Annotated in this window: 17 protein-coding genes and 4 pseudogenes; 14 read left to right on the forward strand and 7 right to left on the reverse strand. The window is 71.1% G+C overall.

The genetic code is table 11. From position 1 onward, the window contains the following. Positions 1-81 precede the first annotated feature (81 nt). Complete coding sequence (locus IO40_RS35000; RefSeq protein WP_051719303.1) at positions 82-2,064, forward strand: WD40 repeat domain-containing serine/threonine protein kinase; 1,983 nt, start codon at positions 82-84, stop codon at positions 2,062-2,064. A 713-nt stretch (positions 2,065-2,777) separates the two neighbouring features. Further along, positions 2,778-2,927 carry a hypothetical protein gene (locus IO40_RS37750; RefSeq protein WP_157846450.1) on the forward strand — a complete coding sequence of 50 codons (150 nt, stop codon included), beginning with the start codon at positions 2,778-2,780 and terminating at the stop codon, positions 2,925-2,927. A gap of 18 nt (positions 2,928-2,945) precedes the next feature. Here IO40_RS37750 and IO40_RS0125005 read toward each other — a convergent pair whose 3' ends face one another. The 3 genes and pseudogenes from IO40_RS0125005 to IO40_RS0125015 form a co-directional block, all read right to left on the reverse strand. Next, positions 2,946-3,740 carry a polysaccharide deacetylase family protein gene (locus IO40_RS0125005; RefSeq protein ID WP_031176178.1) on the reverse strand — a complete coding sequence of 265 codons (795 nt, stop codon included), beginning with the start codon at positions 3,738-3,740 and terminating at the stop codon, positions 2,946-2,948. A 348-nt stretch (positions 3,741-4,088) separates the two neighbouring features. After that, positions 4,089-4,572: pseudogene (locus IO40_RS39005) on the reverse strand (transposase); the annotation flags it as partial. Between the two features lie 314 nt (positions 4,573-4,886). Continuing rightward, positions 4,887-5,588 carry a TetR/AcrR family transcriptional regulator gene (locus tag IO40_RS0125015; protein ID WP_234324685.1) on the reverse strand — a complete coding sequence of 234 codons (702 nt, stop codon included), beginning with the start codon at positions 5,586-5,588 and terminating at the stop codon, positions 4,887-4,889. A gap of 374 nt (positions 5,589-5,962) precedes the next feature. Between IO40_RS0125015 and IO40_RS36215 the strand changes: the two are divergent. From IO40_RS36215 to IO40_RS34055, 5 genes and pseudogenes are all read left to right on the forward strand, one after another. Then, positions 5,963-6,200: pseudogene (locus tag IO40_RS36215) on the forward strand (MFS transporter); the annotation flags it as partial. A gap of 413 nt (positions 6,201-6,613) precedes the next feature. Then, positions 6,614-7,126, forward strand: a complete 513-nt coding sequence (locus IO40_RS0125025; RefSeq protein ID WP_234336576.1) for an FBP domain-containing protein — start codon at positions 6,614-6,616, stop codon at positions 7,124-7,126. 684 nt (positions 7,127-7,810) lie between these two features. Next, the gene (locus tag IO40_RS0125030) at positions 7,811-9,352 is read left to right on the forward strand and encodes a hypothetical protein (RefSeq protein ID WP_234336575.1); all 1,542 of its coding nucleotides are present in this window, start codon (positions 7,811-7,813) and stop codon (positions 9,350-9,352) included. Next, the gene (locus IO40_RS0125035) at positions 9,349-12,063 is read left to right on the forward strand and encodes a phospholipase D-like domain-containing protein (protein ID WP_031176182.1); all 2,715 of its coding nucleotides are present in this window, start codon (positions 9,349-9,351) and stop codon (positions 12,061-12,063) included. The genes IO40_RS0125030 and IO40_RS0125035 overlap by 4 nt, the downstream gene beginning before the upstream one ends. Before the next feature lie 227 nt (positions 12,064-12,290). Further along, a pseudogene (locus IO40_RS34055) lies at positions 12,291-13,444 on the forward strand (FAD-dependent oxidoreductase). 202 nt (positions 13,445-13,646) lie between these two features. On the opposite strand, the gene IO40_RS0125045 reads toward IO40_RS34055, so the two are convergent. From IO40_RS0125045 to IO40_RS0125055, 3 genes are all read right to left on the reverse strand, one after another. Beyond that, positions 13,647-14,486, reverse strand: coding sequence for an MrpF/PhaF family protein (locus IO40_RS0125045; RefSeq protein WP_016471425.1), 840 nt, complete (start codon positions 14,484-14,486; stop codon positions 13,647-13,649). Next, positions 14,486-15,772 (reverse strand): VWA domain-containing protein, encoded by a 1,287-nt coding sequence (locus tag IO40_RS0125050; protein WP_016471426.1) that lies wholly within the window; start codon positions 15,770-15,772, stop codon positions 14,486-14,488. Before IO40_RS0125050 ends, IO40_RS0125045 begins: the two co-directional genes overlap by 1 nt. 168 nt (positions 15,773-15,940) lie before the next feature. Continuing rightward, on the reverse strand, positions 15,941-16,525 hold the full coding sequence (locus IO40_RS0125055; RefSeq protein ID WP_016471427.1) for a TerD family protein: 585 nt from the start codon (positions 16,523-16,525) through the stop codon (positions 15,941-15,943). Positions 16,526-16,848: 323 nt separating this feature from the next. Here IO40_RS0125055 and IO40_RS36220 point away from each other — a divergent pair. From IO40_RS36220 to IO40_RS0125085, 6 genes and pseudogenes are all read left to right on the forward strand, one after another. Continuing rightward, positions 16,849-17,537: pseudogene (locus IO40_RS36220) on the forward strand (tryptophan--tRNA ligase); the annotation flags it as partial. A gap of 468 nt (positions 17,538-18,005) precedes the next feature. Next, positions 18,006-18,464 carry an MSMEG_6728 family protein gene (locus tag IO40_RS0125065; RefSeq protein ID WP_016471428.1) on the forward strand — a complete coding sequence of 153 codons (459 nt, stop codon included), beginning with the start codon at positions 18,006-18,008 and terminating at the stop codon, positions 18,462-18,464. Between the two features lie 314 nt (positions 18,465-18,778). Next, positions 18,779-20,938: an ATP-binding protein gene (locus tag IO40_RS0125070; protein WP_031176183.1), complete on the forward strand. Its 2,160-nt coding sequence runs from the start codon at positions 18,779-18,781 to the stop codon at positions 20,936-20,938. 77 nt (positions 20,939-21,015) lie between these two features. Next, positions 21,016-22,629 (forward strand): type 1 periplasmic-binding domain-containing protein, encoded by a 1,614-nt coding sequence (locus IO40_RS0125075; RefSeq protein WP_234336574.1) that lies wholly within the window; start codon positions 21,016-21,018, stop codon positions 22,627-22,629. 206 nt (positions 22,630-22,835) lie between these two features. Continuing rightward, complete coding sequence (locus IO40_RS40060) at positions 22,836-23,201, forward strand: con-10 family general stress protein (protein ID WP_031176185.1); 366 nt, start codon at positions 22,836-22,838, stop codon at positions 23,199-23,201. A 245-nt stretch (positions 23,202-23,446) separates the two neighbouring features. Continuing rightward, positions 23,447-24,253, forward strand: coding sequence for a methyltransferase domain-containing protein (locus tag IO40_RS0125085; RefSeq protein WP_030405663.1), 807 nt, complete (start codon positions 23,447-23,449; stop codon positions 24,251-24,253). 52 nt (positions 24,254-24,305) lie between these two features. Here IO40_RS0125085 and IO40_RS0125090 read toward each other — a convergent pair whose 3' ends face one another. Beyond that, positions 24,306-25,022, reverse strand: coding sequence for an HAD family hydrolase (locus tag IO40_RS0125090; protein ID WP_031176186.1), 717 nt, complete (start codon positions 25,020-25,022; stop codon positions 24,306-24,308). 113 nt (positions 25,023-25,135) lie between these two features. On the opposite strand from IO40_RS0125090, the gene IO40_RS0125095 reads away from it, so the two are divergent. Then, complete coding sequence (locus IO40_RS0125095) at positions 25,136-26,488, forward strand: FUSC family protein (protein ID WP_415852320.1); 1,353 nt, start codon at positions 25,136-25,138, stop codon at positions 26,486-26,488. The last annotated feature ends 86 nt before the right edge of the window (positions 26,489-26,574 follow it).

The raw sequence follows: 26,574 nt of genomic DNA on the forward strand, positions 1-26,574 counted from the left end.
CCTGCGGGTCTTCGTGCGGAGGCACGGGCCTCCCCGAAGCGGTGGGAGATGCGGTGCGGGGCTGAGACGGCAGGAGGCGAGATGGGACCAGGGCAACTTCTCGGTGGCCGCTACCGGTTGGTACGCCTCATCGGCGAGGGCGGAATGGGACAGGTGTGGGAGGCCCAGGACGAGACCCTGAGAAGACCCGTCGCGGTCAAGGTCATTTCCCCGCTCGCCGGTAGCGGAACCGGCATGCACCAGGCACGCGCCAGGTTTCTGCGGGAGACACAACTCACCGCGCGGCTACAGCACCCGAACATTGTGACCATCCACGATTTCGGTCAGACCGAAGCCCTCTCCGAGACCGAAGCCGGAAGTGGGTCCGAAGCCGGCACGGTGCCGTATCTGGTGATGGAGCTGCTCCTAGGCGAGGGCCTGAACACAATCCTGCGCCGGGGTCCAGTCGCTCTGCCGGAGACCGCCCGATGGGGCGCACAGATTTGCGACGCGCTGGCAGCCGTGCACGAGGCCGGGATTCTCCATCGGGACATCAAGCCGTCGAACATCCTGATCACGCAGGCCGGTAGCGTGAAGGTTCTGGACTTCGGCGTCGCACGGGCGGTCGGAGCGGGGACGACAGCCGAACGGCTCACGCAGACCGGCTCTCCCGTGGGTACCCCCGCGTACATGGCCCCGGAACAGGCTAAGGGGCACCCCGTACCCAGCAGCGATCTGTACGCGGTCGGTTGTCTCCTGTTCGAAATGCTCACAGGGCATTTGCCGTTCCGAGCTCCGGACGCCGTAGGCCAGCTTGCGGCACACCTCTTCCAAGATCCGCCTCCGCCCAGCTCGGTCTCCGGCCACGTCCCGCCCGCATGGGACCGGCTCGTACTGACCCTGCTCCACAAGGAGCCCGGCCAACGGCGCTGGGACGCAAGGCATCTCGCCCATGCCTTGCGGCGGCTCGACCATCCATCCGAACCGACGGTGTCCTACACCAGAGAGGACGCAGACCTGTCCCGAACCACGGTCCTCCCACCGGAGGAATCAGGCGCAGGGCACGGTGAGTACTTCGTCACCACCACAGATGGCGAAGTGACCGGCTCGTTTCACAGAGGGATCAGACCCGGGGAATACGTGGTCGCCACTACAGGCGGAGAGCAGACGTTGCCGGCGAGCAGCTCCGAGGTGCGCCTATGGGACCCGATGACCGGGCGACCGATCGGGCAACCGTTGACCGGGCACACCGCCGCCGTCTGGGACCTGAAGTTCTCCTTCGACGGCAGCTTTCTGGCCACCGGCAGCGGCGACAGCTCCGTCCGGCTTTGGGACACAGTCACCGGCAAGCCCCTTCTCCCGCCGCTCACCGGCCACGTGCATGCTGTGGTGGGCGTGGCCGTCTCACCGGACGGCCGCCTGATCGCCTCAGGTGGCCGGGACTGCGCGGTCCGGCTGTGGGACACGACTACCGGCCGTCTCGTCGGCAAACCCCTCACCGGTCACAACGACACCGTGGTCAGGATGGCCTTCTCTCCCGACGGCCGCTTGCTCGCCACAACCACCCGGGACAGAACAGTGCGACTGTGGAACCCGGTTCGGGGAAAGCGCGTGGGCAGGCCCTTGACCGGCCACACTGCCGACTCGGAGGGGGTGGCGTTCTCGCCCGACAGTCGCCTGCTGGCCACGACCAGCCGGGACTGGACAGTGCGGCTGTGGGACACGGCCACCAGGAAGCCTGTCGGCAGACCCTTGACCGGCCACTCTGACACGGTCTGGGCGGTCGCATTTTCCCCTGACGGACAAATCCTGGCCACCAGCAGCGGGGACGGCACGGTTCGGCTTTGGGACACAACCACCGGCCGGCTCCTCGACCAGCCCCTTACCGCTCCCGATGGTGGGGGAGTGACCGTCGTGAGTTGTTCCGGCGGCCTTCTCCTGGCCGCTCGCACCGATCGGCATGGGGCGACACAATTGACGGACCTCATCACCGGACGACCATTCGGCACTCCCGTGGAAACCGGCATCGGCATTCCGGTCTGGGTCGCCTGTACCCCCCGGTTGGTCCGATCGCATCCAGGTTGAGGCTGGGCAGGTCATGTCCGGGAACGGGTGTCCGGCCGACAAACAGGCCGCATACGGTACCGGCCGTGCGAGAGCGGCACCACTGTCCAGCGCCATCAGCAGGCTCAAGGAGCGGCGCGGCGTGGCCACCTGCTGTGACAAGACCACAACCATCTATCTGTCTCGCACCGTGATCCGAACGAAACGCGACAGGCGAAGGCTGATAGGACGTAGGTTCGGCGGCGCTATGGGCCCGATTTGTTGCCGAGCGAGGGTGCGGGCGCGGGCAGCAGGCTGCGCACGCGGAGGGCCAGTCGTGGCCATCTGCCCTGACGTGGAGTCTCCAGCGGTGCCTCGGCGTCGGCGCAGCTCATCGAGTGGGACGAGAGCAGTGGCGGCCTGGGCGATGAGTCGGCCGGGCGCGAGGGACGCATCGTTGGCCAGGTCACGGATATGCCGGGCGGAGGCCGCAGCCGTGCGCGGCAGGGAGGCTTCGAGGACTTGTTCCGCGAAGTAGCTGCCGAGCCTTCTGCGCACTCCCGCACACCTGGCGGACGCGGTCGGCCTCCAGCGTGCCGTCGGCTAGCGCTCCTCTGCAGGTCCAGCATGGATGCGACCCGCGGGGCGCGACTCATCTCCAACGGCAGCTTCATGGTCGCCTCCCGCGCGCGGCAGGGGCGTCGGACCGGCCCCCGGCGAGGGCACGCTCGCCTGGCCACGCTGACGGGCGGGGCGTGCGGTTCAAGGCCGTCGTGGAGTGCGCCCACCTGGCTGTCACCCTCTGGGTGTCCCTCGGCTTCGAGGTCGTCGGCACGGTGCTCGGGAGCTTCCACCACCCGAGCGAGCGGTGCGTTGGGCCGCACGTCAGGTATCAGCAGCTCTGACGGTCCTGAGTGGTCTTCTCAGGGCCGGTAGATCTTCCCGGGCTCCGGGACCGCGGGTGCGAGGAGATCGGGGACCGTGACGAACGTGTAGCCCCTCTTCTTCAGCGCCTTGATGATCCCCGGAACGGCGGGGACCGTCCCCTTGTAGATGTCGTGCAGCAGGATGATGCCGTCCCGGTCGGTCTGCTCCAGGACGCGCTTCTTGATGAGCGTCGAGTCGGTGGTCTGGTAGTCCTTCGCGGTGACGCTCCACAGCACCTGGGAGACGCCGAGGTCCTCGCAGATTTTGGTGATGTTCTCGTCCGTACGTCCCTGGGGCGGGCGCATCAGTGAGGGCTCGGTGCCGGTGAGCTTCTTGACCGAGCGCTGCACCCGGGAGATCTCCTCGCGCACCTCGTCGTCTGTGAGGTCGGTCAGAATGCCGTGCGACCAAGTGTGGTTGGCGACTTCGTGTCCCTCGTCCGCGATGCGGCGCACCAGGTCGGGGTGCTTGGTGATGTGCTTCTTGCCGAGCAGGAAGAAGGTCGCGGAGACCTTTTCTTTCTTGAGGATGTCCAGCAGCCGGGGCGTGTTCCCGCTCGGACCGGCGTCGAACGTGAGGGCGACGCACTTGGCCTTCCGGCAGTCCGGGTGGCCCGAGGCCACGGCGGCTTTCCCCTTGCCCTCGCCTGCTGCCTGCGGGGCGGGATGGTTGCGAGCGTCCGCCGGGGACGTCGTGTCGACCTTGGCACAGCCGCTTAGCGCCAGCGTGGCCGCCACGGCGGTGAGCAGGGACAGGGACGGCGTCGCTTTCGTTCGTATGACTTCGATCATGACGGCCACTATACACACCCTGTATACACCGAGTTTATACAGGGTGTGCATACGAAGAAAGGCGAATATGGGTCGGGGGTTGCGCTACGGCGGGCTCCGTAAACATGCTGGTCAAGGAGGCGGAGAGTCGAGGCTGGACGTCAGTCGCAACTCAGGGCGACCGTGCCGGACGAGCGGAACCAGCACCCGAGCCGACTGCGGGCGTGGGCGACGTCCCGTCCCGCCGGACGACCTGACGGCCCTCGCCCACCTCGTCCCGTAGCTGCCGGGACACCCCAACGAGCAGGAATCGAGCGGGGCGGGGGCGTTGTGCTCCCCGCGCCCGTGGGGGATGGTCCGTGTCGAGACTGTCTTCGTGCCGGGGAAGGCGTGCTCGATGCGAGCGCGGGTTTTGCGGTGGGAGGCATGGTGTTCCTCTCGCCCAGCCGGTAGTTCGGTCTGGCCGTGCTCTCGTCGGTGTGGGATGACCAGGTTGGTGCCCCGGTAGCCACCGTTCGCGATCGCCGTGGTCTTGCTGCCGGCGGCCTTGGCGCCCGACAACTCCCATCCGTGCAGTCGTTGCGGTTGCCGGACACCGGTCGGCCGACGGCGACGACCCGGCGCGTGTCGGCGTCGATGACGACCTGACGGTTGGTCGAGTGCTGGTAGTTCTTCCACTCCTCGGCGACGGTGTGATCGCAGGTGGGGACCGGAGTACCGGCCATGATCGACACGGTGTTCCTGCGGAATCGCTGGCGGGGCTGGAGCACGAGCAACGGGCCGAGGCGGTTGATGAAGGCGGCCGGCTTCGAGGCCCGAGCAGCGGTGTGAGTTGCCGGAGGGCCAGGTTCGTGGTGATACAGGCCGATCCTCAGTAGCGTGGGTGGGTTGTATCAACAGAGGTTGGTGGACACGTCGACAACCCGGAGCGGAAGGTGCGGCTGAGTTTCCTGTGCTGATGGTGGTCAACTCCCAGGGCAGTGCCACCGTTTCTCCGTGCCCTGCACTTCCGGGATGAAGAGAGCGTGCACGGTGCTACGGACCTGGGAGGGTCGGACGGCCTGATGGCGGAGGCGGCGAGTGCCTGCTCGGCGTGCGCGCGTCCCGTCGCTGTCTTCCAGCGTGTGCTGATGTGTCCTTCGCTGCGGGCCGGATGGGAGCTTTCCGCTACGCGATGCCGCGTCGTGCGAGGTCGGCGGCGATGCCGTCCAGGACACCGGCGAGACCCGAGAAGAAGAGTGCGTCGAGATCCCAAGGATCGGCACCCGCACGCATCGCGGGCCCGAGCCGCGGGTAGGCGCCGGGCTGGTAGAGCGAACGGCGCGCGTCGTCCGTGCCGTTCGCCGTGCTCCGGCCGGCACGCCGGGCTTGCCGTTCCGCTTCCACGTCGCTGACGTGGGTCAGGGCCACCCCCTGGACGTAGGAAGCGAACATGAACATGTAGCGGAAGGCATCGGCAGGGTCGAGGCCGAGTCCGTCGAATGCGGAGAAGGCGTGCTCGCTGTCCGCGGCGAGTGCCGGGCTGGAGTGCGTGCGGGTCGTCACGAGGACCTTCGACAGGATCCACGGATGACGGTGGTACAGGTCCCAGTCGCGCCGGGCGGCCCGCTCCAGGCCGTGCCGCCAGTCCCTGGGTGGGGTGTCGGGCAGTGGGACCTCGGTCAGCGCGGCTTCCACCATCAGGGCCACCAGGTCTTCCTTGGACGCGACGTGCCGGTACAGGGCCATCGTGCTCGCGCCGAGTTCCGCGGCGACCCGCCGCATGGACAGTGCCTCGAGCCCCTCCGCGTCCGCGAGAGCGATGCCGGCCCACGCGATGCGCTCGGCGGTGAGATGGGGTGTGCCGGACCGGTCCGCGTCCTCCGGCACGCGATTTCCCGTGCTGCTCCGTGTGCCGCTCCCCGTGCTGCTCGCTTCCGTTGTCTTCTCCGACAGCCGCGACCGATAGGCCCGAGTCCGGCAGGCGTGGCTGCAGAACCGTCGCGGCCGTCCCCGTTCCGCAGTGTGCAGATCCTTTCCGCACACCTCGCAGACCGTCTGATCCGGCATCCCCGTACTCCATTTCGTCACACCCTGAACGTGTGACGAAATTCTAGCTCGTCGGTGCGGCTGGTGGCCCGGCGTGGTGGCTCGTCGCTTGTGCAATGCATTTGCCGTCGGGGGTGCCCCCATGCGTATGCTGCACACTGTGATGCGTACTAAGTACGCACGAGTGACGTAACCGAGTCTGGCTGGAGCACCAGATGGCGCAAGGAACAGGCGAGAGAGCCAGTACCCGACAGTGGATGGGGCTCGCGGTCCTGGTCTTGCCGTGTGTCTTGGCCTCCATGGACATGTCTGTGGATCATGGACTCGTACGGGTTCCTGCTGGCCGGCCTGCTTGTCACGATGGGCACCCTCGGGGACCGGGTCGGGCGGCGGCGGGTGCTGCTGACCGGCGCCGCCGCGTTCGGCCTCGCCTCGGCCCTGGCGGCCTTCTCGACCGGCCCCGAATACGACAGGCCACGGTGGCCGACCCTCCGATGACCTGCCCGCCAAGGCGCCCGCGTCGTAGGCGTGCAGCAGCAAGGGCGCCGCGATTCGACCGCACGCTCACCGCATGGCCCACGGGGAAGCGTCGTCCGCCGAAAGCCGACCTCGACCGGATCGACGCCGCCTGCTGGGCCGTGCGAGGCCGGGGCGTCGCCAGCGTCCCGGCCAGGGTGGTGCAGCGAGGTCCCCGCGGGTCTCGGACCCCGACGGGGGACGCGCACCGGGGCCCACCAGCAGATCCCCGCCGACGCCCTGAGCACTGCCCGTACCCGGAGCCCCCACCTCGCTGCGTCGTGTGACAGAGCACCGACGCCTCCTCGTCCACGCTTCCTTCAGCCTCGTCAGGAGAAGCAATGCGCCCCATGACCAGGGAAGAGGTTCGCGGTGCGTTCGTGAACCCGGACCCCACCACGAAGAAGATCCGACTTCCTGCCTGGTTGGACGACGTCCCGTGGCGTCAGATCGACTATCTCGGGTGGCGGGACCTCCGGGCTCCGCAACTCGCGTACCTCGTCACCGAGGCCGACGACCAGGCATTGGGAGTGCTGCTGCGGCAGGCGCCGAACAGAGCCGAACTCGAATCGCGAGCGGTGATGTGCGACCTGTGCAGGTCCTCCCGTCGGTTCAACGAGGTTTCGCGGTTCACCGCTCGACGCCCCTCGCGCGACAAGCGCGAACGCCTCAACGTGCTCGGTCTTCTCCTGTGCACCGATCTCGACTGTGCGGTCAAGGTGAGCGCCAAGCCGATCCGCCAAGGCTTCGGTCTTGAGGACGGCGACCGTGTCGAGGAACGCCGGGAAGGCTTGCGTGCACGCACGGTCGCCTTCATCCGGTCGGTGGCCGACACCGAACGGACCACGCGGCACAGAGGGTGAGCATCGGCCTTCGGCATTGGGGAGCGGCCGGTAGCGAGTTGGCGACGACAACTGCCGTATGCGCCTCCCCAGCGTCAGCATTCACACCGACCGGGCGGCCGATGGGCTGCACTGGGCGATCCCAATCATCAACGGTGAGACGGGCAGCCCGGTAATCGGCCGCACTCCAGTGGTTGCGCGGCCGATGCCAGCGAGATCGCGCGACTGCACGTCGAGGGCCTCAGCCCGGGTTGTCCCAGCGGAATTCGGTGGACACGAACGTCGACAACCGCGCGGAAGATCCGGCTGAGCTTCCTGGGCTGACGGAGATCAGTTCCCGGGCGGTGCGCCACTTGACCGCACGGAGGGCAAGCCGGCCCTGGGCGCTCGCGAGGCGCGGTCACCGTAAGGAACAGAGCCGACCCAACGCCAAACCAGGTGGGAAGACGTGAGCCGTGCGCCGACGGCCCGCGACCGTCCGCCGTCTCGTGCCGGCCCGTGACCGTCGCCGCCTCGTGCCGGCCCGTGACCGTCCGCCGCCTCCTGTCGGCCCGCGACCGGTCGCCGTCTCGTGCCGGGCCGTGCCATCCGGCGAGTCCGGCAAAGGGGGCTCGTGGAGGGGGACCGGCACCTAGTCTGGCGGGTGGATCACAGTGTGGTGGCTGGCGTGCTGCGCCATCGCGTCTGTTGGGAGGGGGTGGGGCAGTGACCACGCGTGTTCAGGGGCCGGCATGGGCGGTGGAAGGGCTCGGAGTGCGGGCCGGGAAGTACCCGTTGGCCGTGGAGGGCCCGGTGATGCGGGCGGTCGACCGCTTGGTGCCGGGTGTTTCCACCGTGACCCGCTACATCCGTTATCACTCGCTGTACGCGGCGATCGCCGCACATGCCGAGCGGAAAGCTCTGGACCTGGTCGCCTGCCGTCGGCTGGTCCGTCGCTGCGAGGTGTTGATGGCCGCGCTCCATCGTGATGCCGAGACCGCCGAGGACACGTGGTTCCCGCACGGCGTCGATCGGGTGCGGCGGTTCCGTACGCAGGAGCTGGACCTGGCCCGGGCGGCCGACGAAGAGAATCTGAACCAGTCCTATTCGCCGCGTCGTTGGGGTTTCTGGGACCAGTACGGAGGCTCGGCCACGGTTCTCCGGACCGTGGAGGTCCGGGACGGAGCGCTTCGGCCGGGTCGGCATCCCTGCCCTGCGGCCCTGCGCGAACTGTTCGCCCCGCTGCTCTCGCTCGCCGAGCGGGACGTGGTGCCCCTCGACGAGCTGGACCGGGCAGGTCAGGCCGCGCTCGGCGTACCGTCCCCGGCCGAGCAGGACTGGCTGACGCGGGTGCTGACAGCCACGGACAGCGGCGGCAGGCACGCACCTCGGGACTGGGAAGCGTCCGACCGCACCCGCAGGGCCGCCTTCCGGATCCTCGCCCGGGCGATCGTCCTGCACGGCCGGGACGGGCAGGACCACCAGGAGACGCTGCGCTCGGCCGTCGCCTTCGGCCAGGAGGTCACCACCGATCCGGTCCTGTCCGCCATTCCGGAGACGGCGGGCTGGCGAGGACTGCTGCTGCGTCACTACTCCGTGGGTGCCTGGCGCAGACTGTGGTCCGCTCTGGTTTCCAGCATCGGGTCCAAGGAGGGTGAGGCGGACCGGACGGCGCAGGAACTGCGTGACTGGCTGGCGGAGCAGGCCCCGGCGGGAGACGTACGGGGCGTCCTGCGCGATCTGCCGCCGCTCCAGGGTCCGGGCGGGGTGCTCCTGCCGGCCGAGCAGCGGCTTCTCGAGACGGGCGACGGCGGGCCCATGACCGATGTGAGGCTGCTGCTGGTGGGCGCTCTGCGGTCCAGGGAGGGGCACCTGCCCGACGACGTACGCGCCGTCTTCCTCGGCCGGCAGCGTCGTTCGGCGGAGTTCCTCGACCCGACGTGGGTCGACGGCCTCATCCATGACTACGGGGACCGGCCGGTCCGCGACCTGGCGGCCCGGCTGGTGGACGACATGCTGGCCCAGTCGCGCCGGGTGGCGCTCGCCAAGCTGCGCACCGACCCCGCGACAGGCGGGCTGAAGATCTTCTCGCGGCTGCACGTACGCAACGAGCGTTACTTCAAGACCGGGGACGAGGGTGATGCCGACATCGGCACGCGCATTCCCCAACTGGGTTTCTTCGGTCGGCAGCTCGGGCTCTTCGTCGTCCGGGACGGCTGTCACATCGTCACGGAACGCGGCCTCGGGATCCTGGAGGCGGGGCGGTGAGCGCGGCGCGGCACACCCGGTTCGCGTCCCCGTACAGCCTGCTGAGCGAGTGGGCCGTGCGGGCCGACAAACAGGCACTGCACGAAGTGCTCCTCCTCGGGTACACCGTCGACCTCCCCTTCCTGGAACGGTTCGCGATCCCGGCAGCACGTGGCCTGGGTGCCCGCACGGCGGTGATCGGCGATGCCGCCCAAGGGCTGTACGACCCGGTCGATGTGCGCATGGCGGGCCGCGACTATCTGCACGGCCTCGCCCGCTGCCGGGGGGCCTTCCACCCCAAGGTCGTCCTGCTGCTCGGGGAACACGCCTGCCGGCTGGCCGTCGGGTCGGGGAATCCGACACTGTCCGGCTGGGGGGCCAACGACGAGCTGTGGACCGTGGTCGAGACCGAGGACGGCGCCTCACATCCCCTGCTCGCCGACCTCGCGCACTGGTTGGAAAAGTTGCCCGACGTCGTGGGGATGGCCCGCTGGACGGCGGATCACCTGAGAGAACTCGCGAAACTGCTGTGCGAGCGGCACGCTCACGCCTCCGCCTGCCAGGGCTCCGGCCCACGGCTCGTGCACAACCTCCACCGGAGTCTGCTGGACCAGTTGCCGTCGGGCCCCGTCGACGAGGTCCGGGCGTACGCTCCGTTCATCGATCCCGAGGCCCGCGCGCTGCGCGCACTCGTCGACCGCATGTCCCCGGGGAAGGTCACGCTCGGCCTCCAGCCGCGCTGGTCGAGCTACGACGCCGAGACGGTCCAAAACGCGCTCGACGGCCGCGCTGTGGGCATCCGGCTCCTGGAGGAGACGCGGATGCGGCACGGCAAGTTCATCGAGTGGCGCACCGGTGAGCGCCGGCACGCACTCACCGGAAGCCCCAACCTCACCCGTGCCGCCCTGTGCGAGAGCACCGAGGGTGGGGGCAACTGCGAACTCGCCGTACTCTCCGCCGACACCCTGCCCCTGCTGCCGGAAGAAGGCCCCTCCACCGCGCTCGCCGACCTGAAGGGCCGCACCCTTCGGCCGCACCCCGCCGGTGACGGCCGCGCGCTCGTCCTGCTGGGTGCCAAGACGGACAGCGAGGGGCTCCACGTCCTACTGGCCTGCGGCGAACCGGCCCCCGTCCTGATCAGCACCTCCCCGGAGGGGGCGCCGGGCTCCTGGACCGAAGTGGGGCCCATCCCTCCCGGAAGGACGGAGTTCTCCTTCCCGACGCCGGACGTGCCCGGTGCTGCCGTGCGCGCCACGTGCGTCCGCCCCGACGGCAGCAGCGTCGAGTCGTCCGTGGTCTTCGTCTACAGCCCCGTTCAGTGCGCGCGTCGCTCCATCCACGACAGCGGGCCCCGGCTTAGGTACGACTACACCGCCCAGGCGCTCTTCACCGACGAACATGCCGCACGGCGCTTCGAGGCGGACCTCCTGCGGCTGCGCGAGTTCGCGGCCGACAGGTCCGTATCCCGGCCGAGTCCGGCGACGGAGGGTGCGGCGCACGCCGTGGTCACGAGCGATGTCGACCGCTGGGACGCCTACCTCGCCGACTGCCGCCGGATGCTCGGGCTGCCACTGACCGAGCTGGCGTTGGGCTCCGTGCAGATGGATCTGCCCCAGGCACCGGCCCCGGGGTGGACCGTCTCGGCGGTGACCTCCACCGCGACCGCAGGGGAGGACGAGGACGACGCCGCGGAAGCGGAGGGCGAGGACCCCGTCGAGGCCGAGGCACCGCGCGTCCCCAGCGTTCCCCCTGACCAGCGCCCCCGCTGCCGCAGTTGGGCGCGGCGCTGGGCCGACACGCTCGTCGAACCCGAGAGGCTCGTGGAACCGGGCACGCGCGACGGCTCCGGCACCGCTGCGGCGCCGCGACGGGCGCAACCGCTTCCGATACGGCTGCTGGTGGCGGGTCTGTACATCCAGCTCCTGGCCGCAAGGGTCTGGGACGACGACGATCACAGCTGGCGCGAGGATCTGAGCGGCCTTCTCGACGCCCTCGCGTTCGGGGACGGGCCGGGGGACGGTACGGCCGGACGGGAGGCGCCACCCGAGACCGGACGGCGTGTGGACGCGGTGGCGGCCGTCCTGATGACCCTGCTCAGCCAGGACGCCACCTTCACCGGTGGCGGCGAGCACGACGTGCTGGCCGCCCGCGCGTGGCGGAAGCACAAGCACATGATCGCCCGTGCCGACCCCGCCGAGGCAAAGGATCTGATGCTGCCACCGGAGCAGGCGCTCGCTCGCGTGGCGTCGTGGAGCGAGGTGGAACGGCTCGTGGCCCTTGCCGAGGAGGACGATCCGCACGCCGAGGCGATCGAGGAACTCTCCAAGGCGGGGTGGTCCGTCAGCTACGAGGACGGGATCTGGGAAGTCACCGGCTCTTTCGGAAACCCGGTCCCGGTCGTGGCCAGAGCCGCCGACCGACTCGGCCGCCACCACACCGGGAGCGTGCTCGTCCGTGCCACCGGAAGAAAGCGGTGGGCGTTCGCGGCCTGGGCCGGGTCCGGGCTAATCCTGCTCAATTCCCCGGCACGCGCGTGGCGCACGTACGAGGTGCGTGCCCCGGCCACTCCGGAGTCGCGGTTCGCCGGCGGCGACTTGTCCGCCGTCCCCGGCCTGGTGGGCGCACCGTCCCCGCTCCGCTCGGGCCCGCCCGATGCCTTGAGGACGGTCCTGGCCGAAGCGGGTTTGACGTACCCGGAGTTGATACGGCGACTGTTCGAGGACGTTCCGTGAGGACGTTCTCTGAGGCTCTGTGCTGCACGGAGTTGGATCGGCCCTGTCCGAAGCCGCCTCGCCGTACCCTCGGCCACGGCGGGCGTCACGAGTGGCGGCGGAACCGGCGTCGAAGAGGGCGGTGTCGTGGCCGACGGCAAACAGGCGGAGCGGGACCGGTCGCTTGCCGTTGTCCCGGTTCGGTGACGGGCGTGAGCGGTTGGCTGAGGGGGCCGTACGTTGACGGCATGAGAACCCGTATCGCCGTGGTCGGCAGCGGCCCTGCCGGCCTCACCTTCGCCCGCGTCCTGCACCGTCACGGCCACCCTGTCACCGTCCTCGAACGTGATGCCGCCCCCGACGCCCGGCCGCCCGGCGGCACGCTGGACCTGCACGAGGGGATGGGCCAACTGGCGCTGGAGAAGGCGGGACTGTCGGCCGAGTTCCAGGCGCTGTCCCGTCCCGAGGGCCAGGCCATGCGCATCCTGGACCCGGACGGGACCGTCCTCCGTGACTGGCGGCCCCGCCCGGGCGAACTGGCCAATCCGGAGATCGACCGGGGGCAGCTCCGCGACATGCTGCTCGGCCCTGTTGAGGTGCGGTGGGGGCGGCGCGTGACGGAAGTGGTGCCGAAGGGGCGGGACGGCGTGCTGGTCCGTTTCGCGGACGGGCAGGAGGAGACGTTCGACCTGGTGATCGGCGCGGACGGCGCCTGGTCCCGGGTCCGGCCGGCGGTTTCGTCCGCGACGCCGCAGTACACGGGCGTCACCTTCGTCGAGACCTCCCTGGACGACATCGACAGCCGCCACCCCCGCCTCGCCCGGCTGGTCGGCGACGGTTCCGTGGCCGTGTACGGCGTGAACCGCTCGCTCGTCGCCCAGCGCAACAGCGGTGGCCACGTCAAGGTGTACGCCCAGTTCCGGGTGCCGCTGGGCCGGCAGGCGCACCCTGACCGGGAGCCGGCCCCGGACCACCGCCCGGACCCGGACGATGCCGAGGCTGTGCGCTCACGCCTGCTGGCTCTTTTCGACGGCTGGGACGCTTCCGTCCTCGATCTCCTCCGCCAGGGCACGGCTTTCGTCCACCGTCCCTCCACGCCCTGCCCGCTCCGCACACCTGGGAGCACGTCCCCGGGGTGACGCTGCTGGGCGACGCCGCCCATCTGATGCCTCCGCTGGGGGTGGGCGCGAACCTCGCGATGCTGGAAGGCGCCGAACTCGCCGAGTCCCTCGTCGCGGCCGACGGCTCCGGGGAACCGGACGAGGTGGTGCGCACCTTCGAGGAACGGATGTGGGCGCGGGCCGGCAGGTGGGCGAGGATGACGATGGCCGGTCTGGAGCGGCTCGTGGGCCCGGACCCCTCCGAAGCCCTCGCCCTCTTCGACGAGGTTCAGCCGTCCTGACCGCCGGGCCCCGCACCGCCTGCCGCCCGGCGGTCCCGGCCCATGTGACCCCGGCCCGATGGCCCCGGGGTGCGGGGCTCCGGCCCGTGTGGGGCCGGTCCGTGTGCGTCCGGCCTGTGTGGGGCCGGCCCGCGCGGGGCCGGAACGTGGAGGGCCGGGGCGGCGGTGCGCCCCGGCCCATGGCACCGTGTGCGCGGTTCCGTCAGGCGCCCGGCGGTATCCGGGACGGCCGTGCCGGGCCGCGGGCGAGGCGGTAGCCGCCGAGGCCGAAGAGGAGGGTGAGAACCCCTCCCGCGACCGTCCAGACCCAGCGGTCGGACCACCAGCCGGAGGACCAGCCGTCCTCCGGCTCGACGGTCGCGGAGGCCGTCTGCCGGGTGGCGCTCGGACTCGGCTCGCCGTCGTCCTTCTCGTTCTGTCCGTCCTCGACGGAAGCACCGGGGACCAGGGGAGTGGACAGGGCGCCGTCGACCGCGTGCGCGCCGCCGGCGTTCTTGGTGGTGGCCTCGACCTGCGCCCGGACCGGGAGGCCGAGGTCCTTCTCAGGGGCGTCGGTGACGGTCAGCCGCAGGTAGTAGCTGCCCGGCAGCGGGTGGTCGGACCACGGGTCGGCCAGGGAGTGCACCGTGCGCACAGTGCAGGACAGCTCGACCGATTCCGCATCCTGGGCGGCGACCCGGCTCTGCATGCCGTACATGCACGGCTGTCGGCGGCGCAGACCGTCGTACACGTCGATGCGCCAGGTCGCCTCGCCGTGCCGGGCGGACGACTCCGGCAGTGTGACCTTGGCCTTCATCGTGGCGCGCTGCCCGGCGTCGACGGGGAACGCCCAGTACAGGTAGTCGCCGCTGGACGCGCTCGCAGTGGCCGACTGTCCGGGCGGAACGGCTGGTGCGTCACGGAAGCCGGTGCCGGCCCGGGTCGGCCCGGCCGAGCTGTCCCCGGCGTCGGGCGAGGGGGTGTCCGCGACCGCGGTGCCGGTGAAGGTGAGAGCGGCTGCGCAGGAGAGCACCGCGATCGCCATCATGCGGGTGAGTCGCATCAGTTGGTCCTCCTGGCGGCGTCGTTCCAGCGCGAGAGCCAGCCCCACAGCAGACCGGCCAGCAGGCCGGTGAGGGCCAGCACGCCCAGCAGCCACCAGCCGCGGCCCAGGCCGAAGGAGGCCACGTCGGACGCCTCGTCCGGGCCGTCCACCAGGTCGATGGTCAGCTCGACGGGCAGGCCGGGTTCCCTCTTGACGGAGGCGGGCGCGGAGAAGGAGTTGCTGACCTGGAGGCAGACGGTCTCCTTGGCCGACTCGCCGTCCTCGTCCTCATCCTCGTCGTCGTCGGCCTGTGCCTTCGGGTAGCGCAAGCCGGTGGAGATCAGGTCGGTGCGTCCGTCGCCCGCCTCGGAGCCGCGGACGATCTCCCGGCCGTGAACGGTGACGGCACGCAGGAGGACGCCGTAGTCGTTGTCCACGGCGCGGTCGGCGCCGATGCTCACGGAGGCGCGCAGCTCCTGGCCGGGGGCGACGTCCACCCGGTAGAAGCGGTGCTGGCCGAACTTCTCCCGGTCGGTGTAGAGGCCGGGGCGCAGCCGGGGGGCTTCCGAGCACTGCTGCGCGCCTTCGGTCGCCACCGGAACGGCGATCGGGTCGGCCGTACGGTCGACCAACTGACTCACCCGGTCGGACAGTTCGTCGGTGCGCCTGACCGAGGTGTACGTACCACCGGTGGCCTCCGCGATACAGCTGAGCTGCTCACGGGTCTTGGCGTCGGGGACCAGGCCGAGCGTGTCGACGGTGAGGTTGATGCCCTTGGCGGCGATCTCGCGCGCCACCTCGCACGGGTCGAGCGGTGCGCAGGTGTCCTCTCCGTCGGTGATGAGGACGATGCGGCGGGAGCCCTCGCCACCCTCCAGATCGTCCGCCGCGGCCATGAGGGCCGGGCCGATGGGGGTCCAGCCGGTGGGTGCGAGCGTCGCCACGGCCGTCTTCGCCTCGGTGCGGTCCAGCGGGCCGACCGGGTAGATCTGCCGGGTGTCCTTGCAGCCGACCTGACGGTCCTCGCCGGGGTAATGGGCGCCCAGGGTCCGGATGCCGAGCTGTACCTCGTCCGGCACCGCGTCGATGACTTCGTTGAACGCCTGCTTCGCCGCGGCCATCCGGGACTTGCCGTCGATGTCGCGTTTCCGCATGGAACCGCTGACGTCGAGTGTCAGTTCCACTTTGGGGGCGTCCTTGTCCGACGTGGGCTCGGCGGTTGCGACGCCGGTCGGCACAAGCCCGAGAGTCAAGGCCGCGAGCAGGGTACAGGCCCCGGTCACCAGCCGTCTTCTGAAGATCATCAACAGATCGTATTGAGGATTCAGCAATGATCCAAAACGGTGGCGACCAGGGGGTATTGGGCATCCAGCCCGGCCGTCGCCGGCGTCGCAGCGAGGCGGGGACGGCCTTGCGGCCGGCTCGCCCGGCCGGCCCGTGACCGTTACGTGTTCCCGGCTACTTGCCCACCGCTACTTGTCCACGGCGAACCGCATCAGGGACTGTTCGTTGCCCTGCTTGATCTTCCCGGTCTCGTTGATCACCTTGAGCTTCCAGCCGCCGCCGGTACGCGTGGCCTTCGCGATGGCACAGCCGTTGTCGCTGGTGAGCAGGCTCGGCCAGATGTCGGCGACCTGCTGGCTGCTGCCGCCCGTCGCGTCGTACACCTTGAAGCTGATGTTGCGCGCCTTGTTGAAGGCGCTGCCCTTCTTGTAAGCGGCGGCGACGAACACGATGGAGGTGATGTTGGACGGGAGCTTGTCGAACTCGACGGTCACCGTCTCGTCGTCGCCGTCCCCGTGGCCGGTCTGGTTGTCACCGCTGTGCACCAGCGAGCGATTCCCCATCGGGTCGAGGGAGTCAAGACCGGCCAGCCGCACCGGGTCGGGCCCCTGCATCGCGATCGCGATCAGGTCGAGGTCGGTGCCGGCCTTCCGGCGGAGCTTTCCCAGTACACCACCGCTGCTGCCGGCGGTCGGGTCCCAGGAGACCCCGATGGAAAGATGGGTCACCCCGTCCAGGTCGGCCGGCTCGTCTTCCTTCGTCAGCGTAATCATGGGTAATCCTCCAGGTCGGATATGTGCCAACAGTGTGCCTGGTGCCGTTCCGCTCCGACCCACCGGGTTTGAGGTGCGCAACCGTCCTGGCGCGGTACGCCACCGCCCGCCCGGCTGTCGTAGCGGGAAGCGCGTCCGGTCTCCTCGCGGTGGGCGGGGCACCCCGGTGCCGTGGTGGTGACGTACTGGCCTCCGGGCACGGCCCCGCACGAGTTGCCGGGCGACTGCACCAGAGCGGTACCGGCCCCGGACCTCTGGTGACCACCCGTCACCCGGCTGTGCGCAGGACAGGACCGGAGGCAGCGACGTACCCGGCGCCATGGCTCGTCGCCGTCGCCGAGCTCGGCCGCAATCCCCCGGTCAAGGACGAGACCGCCCACTCGCGCCAGTCCTCCGTCAGCGGGCTGATGTTCACCTATCCCGTCCACCAGGCCGCGGACATCCTCTTCTGCAAGGCCAACCTCGTCCCGGTCGACCAGGACCAGCTCCCTCATCTCGAGACCACGCGGACCGCCGCCCGCCGCTTCGACGACCGGTACGGCGCCGGCGCCGCCGTGTTCCCCCAGCCCGACGCCCTGCTGTCGAGCGCGCCTCCTGCTCGGTACGGACGGCACCAAGATCAAGAGTCGGGGGAACGCCATCACGCTGGCCGCCGACGCCGACGAGACCACCCGTCTGATCAAGGGTGCCAAGACGGACGCCGACCGACACATCACCTACGACCCCGCCGCCCGGCCAGAGGTGTCGTCCCTGCTCCTCCTGGCGGCGCTCTGTCAGAACCTCGCCCCCGAACGGGTCGCCGCCGACATCGGTTCCGCGGGGTCCGCCGCGCTGAAGAGGACGGTGACCGAGGCGGTCAACGAACACCTGGCGCCGGTCAGGGCTCCCCGGAGGGAGTTCGCGCAGGATCGCGCCCGCCTCCGCCGCACGCTGCGCGAAGGCAAAGCGGGCCGGAGAGATCGCCGACACCACCCTCGCCGAGGTGCGTACCGCCATGGAAAGCCGTTACTGACAGCCGGCCGCCGGCCCCGCCCTTCCGGAGCGGCCGGCGGCTGTGCCGGCCCGGTGGAAAGCGGGGGCGGCGGCTGATTGTCGTCGATGCCCGGGCGGGTATCGCCGTCCCTCTGCCTGGAGTCCGGCACTCTCTCCTGCGGTGTGCGGATCTACGGCAGGACGGGCCCCACCAACGGCGCCCTGTCCGGGATGGCCGCCACCGGGGACGGCACCCACCGGATGGCCTTCAACATCAACGGGGACTGGTCCGAGGACGCCTCCACCTACGTCGGCGTCGTCGAGGCGGAGTTCTGCGACAGCCCCGGGCCGGTGGGGGAGCCAGGCAGGGCAAGGGGCCGGCCCGGGCGTCCTCCGGCCGCCGCCCGCCCCGGGTGTTGCCCGGCTCCCGGCCGCCGAGCGGGTCGGGTACGGCCGGGGGCGGCGCGTGCGGGCTGCCGTCCCCCTCGGGGAGGGCTAGACAGGGACCATGCAGACCTTTCTTCCCTTTCCGGACTTCGCCGCTTGTGCCGCGGTACTGGACGTGCGGCGGCTGGGCAAGCAGCGGGTGGAGACCATCCAGGTGCTGCGCGGACTGACGGTGCCGGGGTACGGCTGGCGGCACCATCCGGCCGTGCGGATGTGGACCGGGTACGAGGAGGCCCTGGTCCGCTACGGGCTGGAGATGTGCCGCACCTGGAGCGCCGGAGGCAGGGCCGACACCTGCGCCGCGACCCTGGCCCAGGACTTCGCAGGCCGGCCCCGCGCGTACGCCGAACTGGAGGCGGCCGGCGAGCTGCCCAACTGGCTCGGCGACACCGGCTTCCACCGCAGCCACCAGTCCGCCCTCGTCACCAAGGACCCGGCGTTCTACCGGCCGCTCTTCCCCGACATCCCGCAGGGGCTCCCGTACGTCTGGCCCGTGTCGGACCGGGCGCGCGACGGGTGACGGCGGACGGACGGTGGGCCACCGTGCGGGGTGGGGGCGGCGCGTGCACCGTCCGGTGCGCCCGCCTTCCGTTGTGTCCGCCGTCCGGTGCGCCCTTCCCGGATGCCGGTCCTTCCGGCGGGTACGTCCGTACGTCCCCGCGCGATGTGCGGGCCCTGCGCGGCGGAATGCCGGCTTCCTCGTCCGTAACCGGCCGGTTGTGCTCAACTCCCGTACCGTACGGGCCATTTCGGCGCACGGCGTCCCGTGCTGGACTAGTCTTCTGCGTCACATCGATCACCCGTCACCGGGCGGATGCGTTCCATGGGGGAGCCGTGTGTGAAGAGGTGTTCGAGAAGATGCTCGTCGAGCGGGGATTCTTCGCCGGCCTTCTCGCGCGGTCACCGTCCGGCAGAGGGTGCGAGCCGCTGTACGGGCCCGATCTGCCGGTCGTGTTGCTCACCGGCGGCCCCGGTATGGGCAAGAGCCGGCTGCTGCGCGAGGTACGGGACCGGTTCGCCGCCAAGGTCCCGGTGATCCACCTCGACTGCCGTTCGACGGTGTACGAGGACCGGGCCGGCCCGGAACCGGGCGCCCGCTCGGACACGACGGAAGTCCTGGTCGAGGTGGCCCGGCGGCTGTCCACCTGGCAGGGCGCGGGCGGCTCCTTCGCCTTCCCCCGGCTCTTCACCGGGCTCGTGGTGCTCGCCACCGGAGCGGCGGCCGGCACCACGGAGGCGGTCGCGACGGAGGCCGAACGGTACGAGGAGCTGCCGCAGAAACGGCGCCTGCGCGGCCTGGCCGGCGGCGACTTCTGGCACGGTGTCGTCAGAGGCTCGATCCGCAATCTGCTGACCACCCTGACCGGGGCCGCTTTCGACCCGTTCTCCGCGGCGGTGATGAACGGGGTAGTGGACGCCGTCTTCGAACGCCTCGCCCCGCGCGGACGGGCCGAACTGGAGCGGATCTACGGCACCTATCCGGGCGCGGCCGGCCAGCCCAAGCACGGGCTGCGCAACCTCGCCGCCGACTTCCAGGCGGGCGGGGAGGCGCGGGAGCTGGCCGAAGGGTTCCTCTTCCGGGCGCTGCGCGAGGACATCGAGGCCGGCTACACCTCGCCGTCCGGCTGGTTGCGCCGGGTGGGGCGCCCCGGGCTCCTGCTGGACCACGCGGAATGGCCGCTGGGGGAGCGGCTGCTGCGCGCGGTGCTGGCCGACCGGCGGGGCGGGCAGCGGGACCGGACGGTGATCGTGGGCACCGCGCGCCGAGCCGACGGCGGTGCCTTCCTCTACGGAGGGCTCACCTCGCAGGAGGCCGGACACGCGGCGGAGTTCCGGCCCGGTGAGGGGAAGCCGCCGCCGTGGACCCGGGACGAGGACGGGGCGCCCGAGCGGACACCGCTCGCACGCGGTGTGCTGCTGCTGCGCATGCCGTTCCTCACCGGGGACCAACTGCGCCGGGTGACCGAGCGCATGCAGACCCGTACCCAGCCGGAGGGCAGCGCCAACCGCCGCCGTATCGATGCGGCCGTGGCCCGGCTCAGCGGCGGACGCCCGCACACCGTGGCGCGGCTGGCCGCCGCGGCTGCCTCGTTCCGGATGCCGGCCGACGCCAACGACCGCGACCTGCTGGCCGCCCCGCTGCGGATGCCCGCCGACAGCGCGTCGGAACAGCCGGTGGCCGAGGTGCTGGTGCGGGAACTGCTGCTGGACCAGCCCCCGGTGCGGCTCCCGAGCGAGCACCGCGACCACTGGCTGGACCTGCTCACCCACCTGTCCGTGGCGCACGACGAGGAGTGCGCCGAAGTGCTGCTGCGCCACCACCAGGCCGGCCGTCTGCACCAGTTGACGGCCCGCCGGGTCGCGGAACTGCTCACCGACACCGGCTGGCCGAGCTGCGAGCGGCACTTCATCGGCGACTTCGGGCTGCGCCAGCTGTTGCTGTACCGGCTCTACGGTCTGCGTCCCGACGGCGCGGCCTGGTACGCGGACCACCATCTGCTGCGTGACCACTACGCGGACCGCGAGGGAGGACCGGTGGCGGCCGGGCCGTTCCGTTCGGCGACGGCGCACCGGATGAACCACCACCTGGTCTCCGGCGGCGCCCAGGACGTGGTCAGCCACCTGGCGGACACGCTGCCCGGTCGCCCCGAGGAGTGGTGCGCCGAACTGCTGGAGATCGCGCAGGCGCCGTACCCGGGCGGGGCGGACGCCCGGCGGGAGCGGGCGCAGGGTCTGGTCGCGGCGGACGGCCCGGCGCTGCGCCGCACGGTGGACCAGCTGCTGCACGCGGTCTGGCTGTGCCAGGAGCGGACCAGACCGACCGGACCGGAGATGGCCCGCACGCTCTCCCGGCTGCTGGGACTGCTGTCGATCATGGAATTCGACGGCGCCGGCCGGCTCAGCGACACCGCCACCGTGTGGAGCGACAAGGCCGTGCACGAGCAGCCGCTGCTGCCTTGCACCTGTACCGGTCAACTCGGGCGAAGGGGATGACGGGGATGCCCATGCGGCAGCGAATACGGCACGTCTGGCGGCCTCTGTGGCGAAGAGCGGTGCTGACGGGCAGACCCATGTGGCAGCGCATTCTGTGTGCGCTGCTGGTGGCGGGGGCGGTGACGGTGTTCTTCTGGAAGGTGTGGCCGGTCATCCGCGCGCCGGAAACCTGTGCCTCCGGTGTCGAGCGCAGCGGTGGCGAGTGCATCGGCGTCAACGCGGACGGCTACGACTTCGGCACGGCCGAGATCACGGACGTGGCCCGGGCCATCGCCGACGAGAACGCCAGGATCCGCGACGAACCGCACGTCACGGTGGCGATGGTGCTGCCCCTCCAGTCGGACGACGCGGCGACGCGCCGGCAGATGCGCAGTGATCTGCAAGGCGCCTACCTGGGGCAGCGGCAGGCCAACCGGGGCAAGGGGGAGCCGCCGAAGATCCGGCTGGTGCTGGCCAACCCCGGCCGCGGCTACGGGCAGCACGAGAAGGTCGTGACGAGGCTGCTGGAGATGGCCGACTCGTCCGAGGACCGGCTCCGCGCCGCGACCGGTTTCAACCTCAGCCTCCACGAGACGCGGGACGCCATCGCACGGCTGACCCGGCACAAGGTCCCGGTACTGGCCTCCCGCATCAGCAGCGACACGATCACCAATGTGGACTCGCCGGACGGCACCGTGAAGCCGCTCTTCCCGGGGCTGGCCCGGATCCTCCCGACCAACCACGACGCGGCCGACGCGCTGGCCGACTTCCACGGCGGCCGGCAGGACGAGAAGACGGTGCTGGTCTTCGACAAGCGCTCCGGTGACTCCTACAACCAGTCGTTGGCCAAGGCGTTCAGCGGGATCGAGGAGGAGGGGCCGCCCGGGCCCCGCGCCATGTCCTTCGAGTCGCCCGGCATCGACCGGAAGGGCGGCACCGGCAACCAGTTCACCGACCTCGCGCACAACATCTGCGACTCCGCGGCCGAGACGGTCTACTTCGCGGGCCGCTCACTGCATCTGCGGATGTTCGCGCTGAAACTGGCCCAGACGCCGTGCAAGGACCGTCACTACACCGTGGTCAGCGGCTCCGACGCCGCCTCGCTGCGGCAGGCCATGAGCGCCGACGACTGGGAGCAGCTGCGCGGTCGCGGGGGCATGCCCAAGGTGACGGTACGGTACGCCGCCCCGGCGCACCCGGACGCCTGGCGCCGGACTCTGGCCGAGTGGGACGCGAAGTGGAAGGCCAGGCACCACAGGACGCCCACCGACGAGGACCGCCCCGCGTATCTGACCGAACCCCGCGACGCGCTGAGAACTCTCGAGGAGCGTATCGAGGACGTCCGCCGCGACGGTGTGCGCCTCGGTGGCCGCCCCGATCTGGAGGACTCCCGCACGATCCTCGTCTACGACGGCCTGGTCACCATCGGGGAGGCCCTGCACCAGGCCCAGGGCGGGGCTTCCGCCGTGCCCGGCCGTGAGCGGGTCGGTCAGCAGTGGGCGCTGCTCCAGTCCCGCCACCGGGTGCGGGGCGCCAGCGGCTGGATCTGTCTGACCAACGGCGGCAACCCGTACGACAAGCCGGTTTCCGTCGTGGAACTGGACCCGGCTCCCGGGCGGAACACCGGCGGCAGGCTGAAGTTCGTCGGCCTGGGCTGGCCCACGGGACGGGAACAGCCGGAGAACTGCGTGATCCCCGGCGACCCCCGTTAGCCGGCCGCGGCTGCCCGCGGCCCGGCTCTGCGGGCGGCGGCGAGGCATCCCTCCGCCCGGACGCGGCCTTTGTCGGAAAGCCCTGGTGGAGAGCGGCGAGGGAAAAGCGAGAAATCTGTGGGTTGCTCCTGTTTGAGCCTCGCGCATCGGGTACCCGCCGCCCCAGACAGAGATCGCATCCCACACCAATCGAGGAGGGATTCGTCATGGCCGAGAACCAGGGCAACTTCGCGAACGACCCGCAGCGCGCTTCCGAGGCCGGTCAGAAGGGCGGCCACCAGAGCGGTGGGAACTTCGCCAATGACCCGCAGCGCGCTTCGGAGGCGGGCCAGAAGGGCGGTCACGAGAGTGGCGGCAACTTCGCGAACGACCCGCAGCGCGCTTCGGAGGCGGGCCAGAAGGGCGGTCACGAGAGCGGCGGCAACTTCGCCAACGACCCGCAGCGTGCCTCGGAGGCCGGTCAGAAGGGCGGCCACCAGAGCGGTGGGAACTTCGCCAACGACCCGCAGCGCGCCGCCGAGGCGGGCCAGAAGGGTGGCCGCAACAGCGGAGGCGGCCAGACCGGGCGCTGATTCGTCGGGAGACGAGCAGGGCCAACCACTCCGCCGTGTCTCCTGGGACCGGTGGGCCGGGTGTCATCACGCCCCGGCCCACCGGTCTTCCCGTGTGTCCGCCGGGGCCGCACCCTCCGCCGCCGGCCGCAGCACGAGAGCGGCCCGGCCACGTCGCCCCGCCACGGCTCCCACGGCGGAATCGTGGCGGGCCGCTGCCCGTGCCCCCTGCCGGGGCCGACGGACCGCCGTGGGACGATCGGCCCATGGGCCAAGGCGACGGATATCTCCTGGACAACCGGCAGACCGAGGCGGGCACACGCTTCGACGCGCTGTCGGAACTCTTCGACGCCTCCACCTTCCGGCACTTCGAGGCGCTGGGGATCGAAGAGGGATGGCGTTGCTGGGAGGTCGGTGCCGGCGGCCCCAGTGTCCCCGCCTGGCTCGCCGCGCGGGTCGGTCCCCGCGGGCGTGTCCTCGCCACCGACATCGACGTGTCCTGGACGGGCGCCGCAGCTGGGGCAGGGGCCGAGGTACGCCGTCACGACGTGGCCGTCGACCCGCCCCCGCCAGGCCCGTTCGACCTGGTGCACGCCCGTCTCGTCCTCGTCCACGTCGAGGACGGCGACGCCGCGCTGCGCTCCATGGTCCAGGCGCTGCGCCCCGGCGGGACGCTGCTGATCGAGGACGCCGATCCCGCCCTCCAGCCGTTGATCTGCCCCGACGAGTACGGCCCCGAGCAGCGGCTGGCCAACCGGCTGCGCAACGGATTCCGGGAACTGCTCCGGCAGCGTGGCGCCGACCTGGCGTACGGGCGCAGGCTGCCGCGACTGCTGCGCCAGGCCGGTCTGGAGGACGTCCGGGCCGACGCCTACTTCCCGGTCACCTCGCCCGCTTGCGACGCCCTGGAGGCGGCGACCGTCCAGCAGGTGCGGGGCAGGCTCGTCGCGGCGGGCCTGGCCACCGACGAGGAGATCGACCGGCACCTCGCCCATGTCGCGGCGGGACGCCTCGATCTGGCGACCTCCCCGATGATCTCCGCCTGGGGCCGCCGGCCCGCCTCGCGCCCCTGACGTGGCGCGTGCTGCCTGCCGGCCGTCACCGACCGCCGTCGTCCGGCGGCGCTCACCGCTGTGACGGCGGCCCCGGCGCGACCGGTGAGCCGGTGATCCAGTCGTAGACCTTCTGCGCGTCGATGTCGCGCTGCCCGCCGGGGAAGAACAGCCCCGCGTGGGCGAAGGCCGGATCGGTGGCTGTGTCCGGCACGTACGGAACGGCGACGCAGCGCATCCCCGCCCGCCGGGCGGCCTCCGCACCGGGCGGGGCGTCCTCCAGGACGACGCACGTACTCGCGGGGACCCCGAGCCGGCGGGCCGCCTCCAGGAAGACGTCCGGTTCCGGTTTGCCATGTGCAACCTCTTCCGCCGACACCCGCAGCGGCAGCAGCGCATCCAGACTCGTGGCGCCCAGCACCGCGTCGATGGCGGCGCGGGACGATCCGGATGCCACCGCCATGGGGAGCCCCGCGGCGTGCAGCAGCTCGACCAGCTTCCGCATCTCGGGGAATACCTCGGTGCCGGAGCGCGCTAGCTCCAGATACAGCCGGTTCTTCTCCGCGAGCAGCGTGTCCAAGGACGCGTCCAGCCCGTGTTCGCGGCGGAGGATCTCCAGGGTCTCCCGGGTGCCGATCCCGATGAAGCGCGTGTGCTGTTCCCAGGTGAATCCGGGCACACCGTGTGCGGCGAGCAGACGTCTGCCCGCCTCGTAGTAGTTCGGCTCACTGTCGACGAGGGTGCCGTCCAGGTCGAAGACGACCGCGGGCCCGGCCGGGAGACTGTTCATGCGTTCCAGCATGCCAAAGACATGCGATTTGGTTGCAGGTGGGAAGGGGTGCTTTCCTCTTCGTACCAGCATGTGGACAGTGGCCGGGCCGACCGGCCGGAAGAGGAGGGGTTTTGGAGAAGTCGCTTCGGCAGCCCGGGGGATGGACCCCAGCAACACCTCTCCTCCGTCGCACCGTCGCGGCACTCGGCCCCGAGCCCTCCCGCAGGGCGCGCGTGTCCGCACGCGCTGTCCTCGGCATCGGACTGGCGGTCACCCTCTGCGCGCTCGTCGGCCTGCCGCTGCCCGCAACGGTCGCCGGCGGCCTCGTCGCACTCCTGGCGCTGTTCAACGTGGCGGACAGCACGGTACGGCAGCAGGCAGTCACCACACTGCTGCTGCCCGCAGCCGGGTTTCCGGTCCTGGCGCTGGCCGCCGTGCTGCACGGGCTGCCGGTGGCCCGGGACGCGGCCTTCCTCGCCGTCGTCTTCGCCGGGGTCTACGCACGCCGCTGGGGGCCGCGCGGCAACGCGGTCGGGATCTTCGCCTTCATGCAGTTCTTCGCCGCGCAGTTCCTGCACACCGGTCCGGCACAGCTGCCGCTGACCCTCGCCGCGGGGACGCTCGCGCTGGCCGTCGCCGCGCTGACCCGCTTCGTCCTGTGGCCACTGGAACGCGGCACCGCACCGCAGCCCGCCCTCGCCCCGGTCGGCGGCCGGGGTCTCGCACGGCCCACCACCCGCCTCGCCTTCCAGGCGCTCGTCGCCTGCGCCCTCGCCCTCGTCGCCGGGCAGCTCCTCTCCCTCGACCGCTGGTACTGGGCGGTCGGCGCCGCCTGGTGGATCTTCGTGAACACCGCATCCCGCGGCGAGACCCTGGTGCGCGGTTTCCGCCGCGTGCTGGGTACGGCCACCGGGCTCGCCGCGGGACTGCTGATCGCCCTGCCCGTGCACGGGGCCGTCGCCCCCACCGCGGTCGTGGTGGCCGTCTGCGTCTTCGGGATCTTCTTCAGCGCACCGCTGTCCTACTCCTGGATGATGTTCTTCGTGACGCTGATGGTGGGCATGCTCTACGGCCTGCTCGGCGTCCTCCACCCCGGGCTGCTCGCCCTGCGGCTGGAGGAGACCGCCGTCGGCGCGCTGTCGGCCGCGCTCGCCGTCGCGCTGGTGCTGCCCGTCACCACGCACGCCGCCACCGAGGTGTGGATACGGCGCGCCGTGCACTGCGTCCACGAGTGCGCCCTCGATGCGGCCCGCCGTCTCGCGGGCGAGCCGGGCCGGAGCCCGCAAGCGCGCATCGCCGAGCTGGAACAGCTCCTGGGGCGCGTACGGCTGTCCGTGGCACCCCTCGTCCATCCCCTCAGCCCATTGCGCGCCCGCAAGGCGCGCGCCCGCCGGGTGCTCGCCCTGCTCGACGACTGCGCCCGCCAGGTACGGGGCCTGGCGGAAGCCGCCGCCGACCCGGTGGCCTCGCACGACGCTTCCTAATGCTGTTGTCAAGCGGCCGTAGTCACTGGAGGCATGACTTGATAGCGCCGTCGGTCACGGATCAGGGCCCACAGGACGTTGACGCG

This window comes from Streptomyces albus subsp. albus (genome assembly GCF_000725885.1).
In the GTDB taxonomy this organism is placed as follows: Bacteria; Actinomycetota; Actinomycetes; order Streptomycetales; family Streptomycetaceae; genus Streptomyces; species Streptomyces albus.

Coding starts and splice junctions, on each gene's coding strand:
- IO40_RS0125085 (WP_030405663.1), top strand. CDS start 23,447: ATGGGCCAAGGCGACGGATATCTCCTGGACAACCGGCAGACCGAGGCG.
- IO40_RS35000 (WP_051719303.1), top strand. CDS start 82: ATGGGACCAGGGCAACTTCTCGGTGGCCGCTACCGGTTGGTACGCCTC.
- IO40_RS0125075 (WP_234336574.1), top strand. CDS start 21,016: ATGTGGCAGCGCATTCTGTGTGCGCTGCTGGTGGCGGGGGCGGTGACG.
- IO40_RS0125005 (WP_031176178.1), bottom strand. CDS start 3,740: ATGATCGAAGTCATACGAACGAAAGCGACGCCGTCCCTGTCCCTGCTC.
- IO40_RS0125055 (WP_016471427.1), bottom strand. CDS start 16,525: ATGATTACGCTGACGAAGGAAGACGAGCCGGCCGACCTGGACGGGGTG.
- IO40_RS0125025 (WP_234336576.1), top strand. CDS start 6,614: ATGACCAGGGAAGAGGTTCGCGGTGCGTTCGTGAACCCGGACCCCACC.
- IO40_RS0125065 (WP_016471428.1), top strand. CDS start 18,006: ATGCAGACCTTTCTTCCCTTTCCGGACTTCGCCGCTTGTGCCGCGGTA.
- IO40_RS0125090 (WP_031176186.1), bottom strand. CDS start 25,022: ATGAACAGTCTCCCGGCCGGGCCCGCGGTCGTCTTCGACCTGGACGGC.
- IO40_RS0125050 (WP_016471426.1), bottom strand. CDS start 15,772: ATGATCTTCAGAAGACGGCTGGTGACCGGGGCCTGTACCCTGCTCGCG.
- IO40_RS0125045 (WP_016471425.1), bottom strand. CDS start 14,486: ATGCGACTCACCCGCATGATGGCGATCGCGGTGCTCTCCTGCGCAGCC.
- IO40_RS40060 (WP_031176185.1), top strand. CDS start 22,836: ATGGCCGAGAACCAGGGCAACTTCGCGAACGACCCGCAGCGCGCTTCC.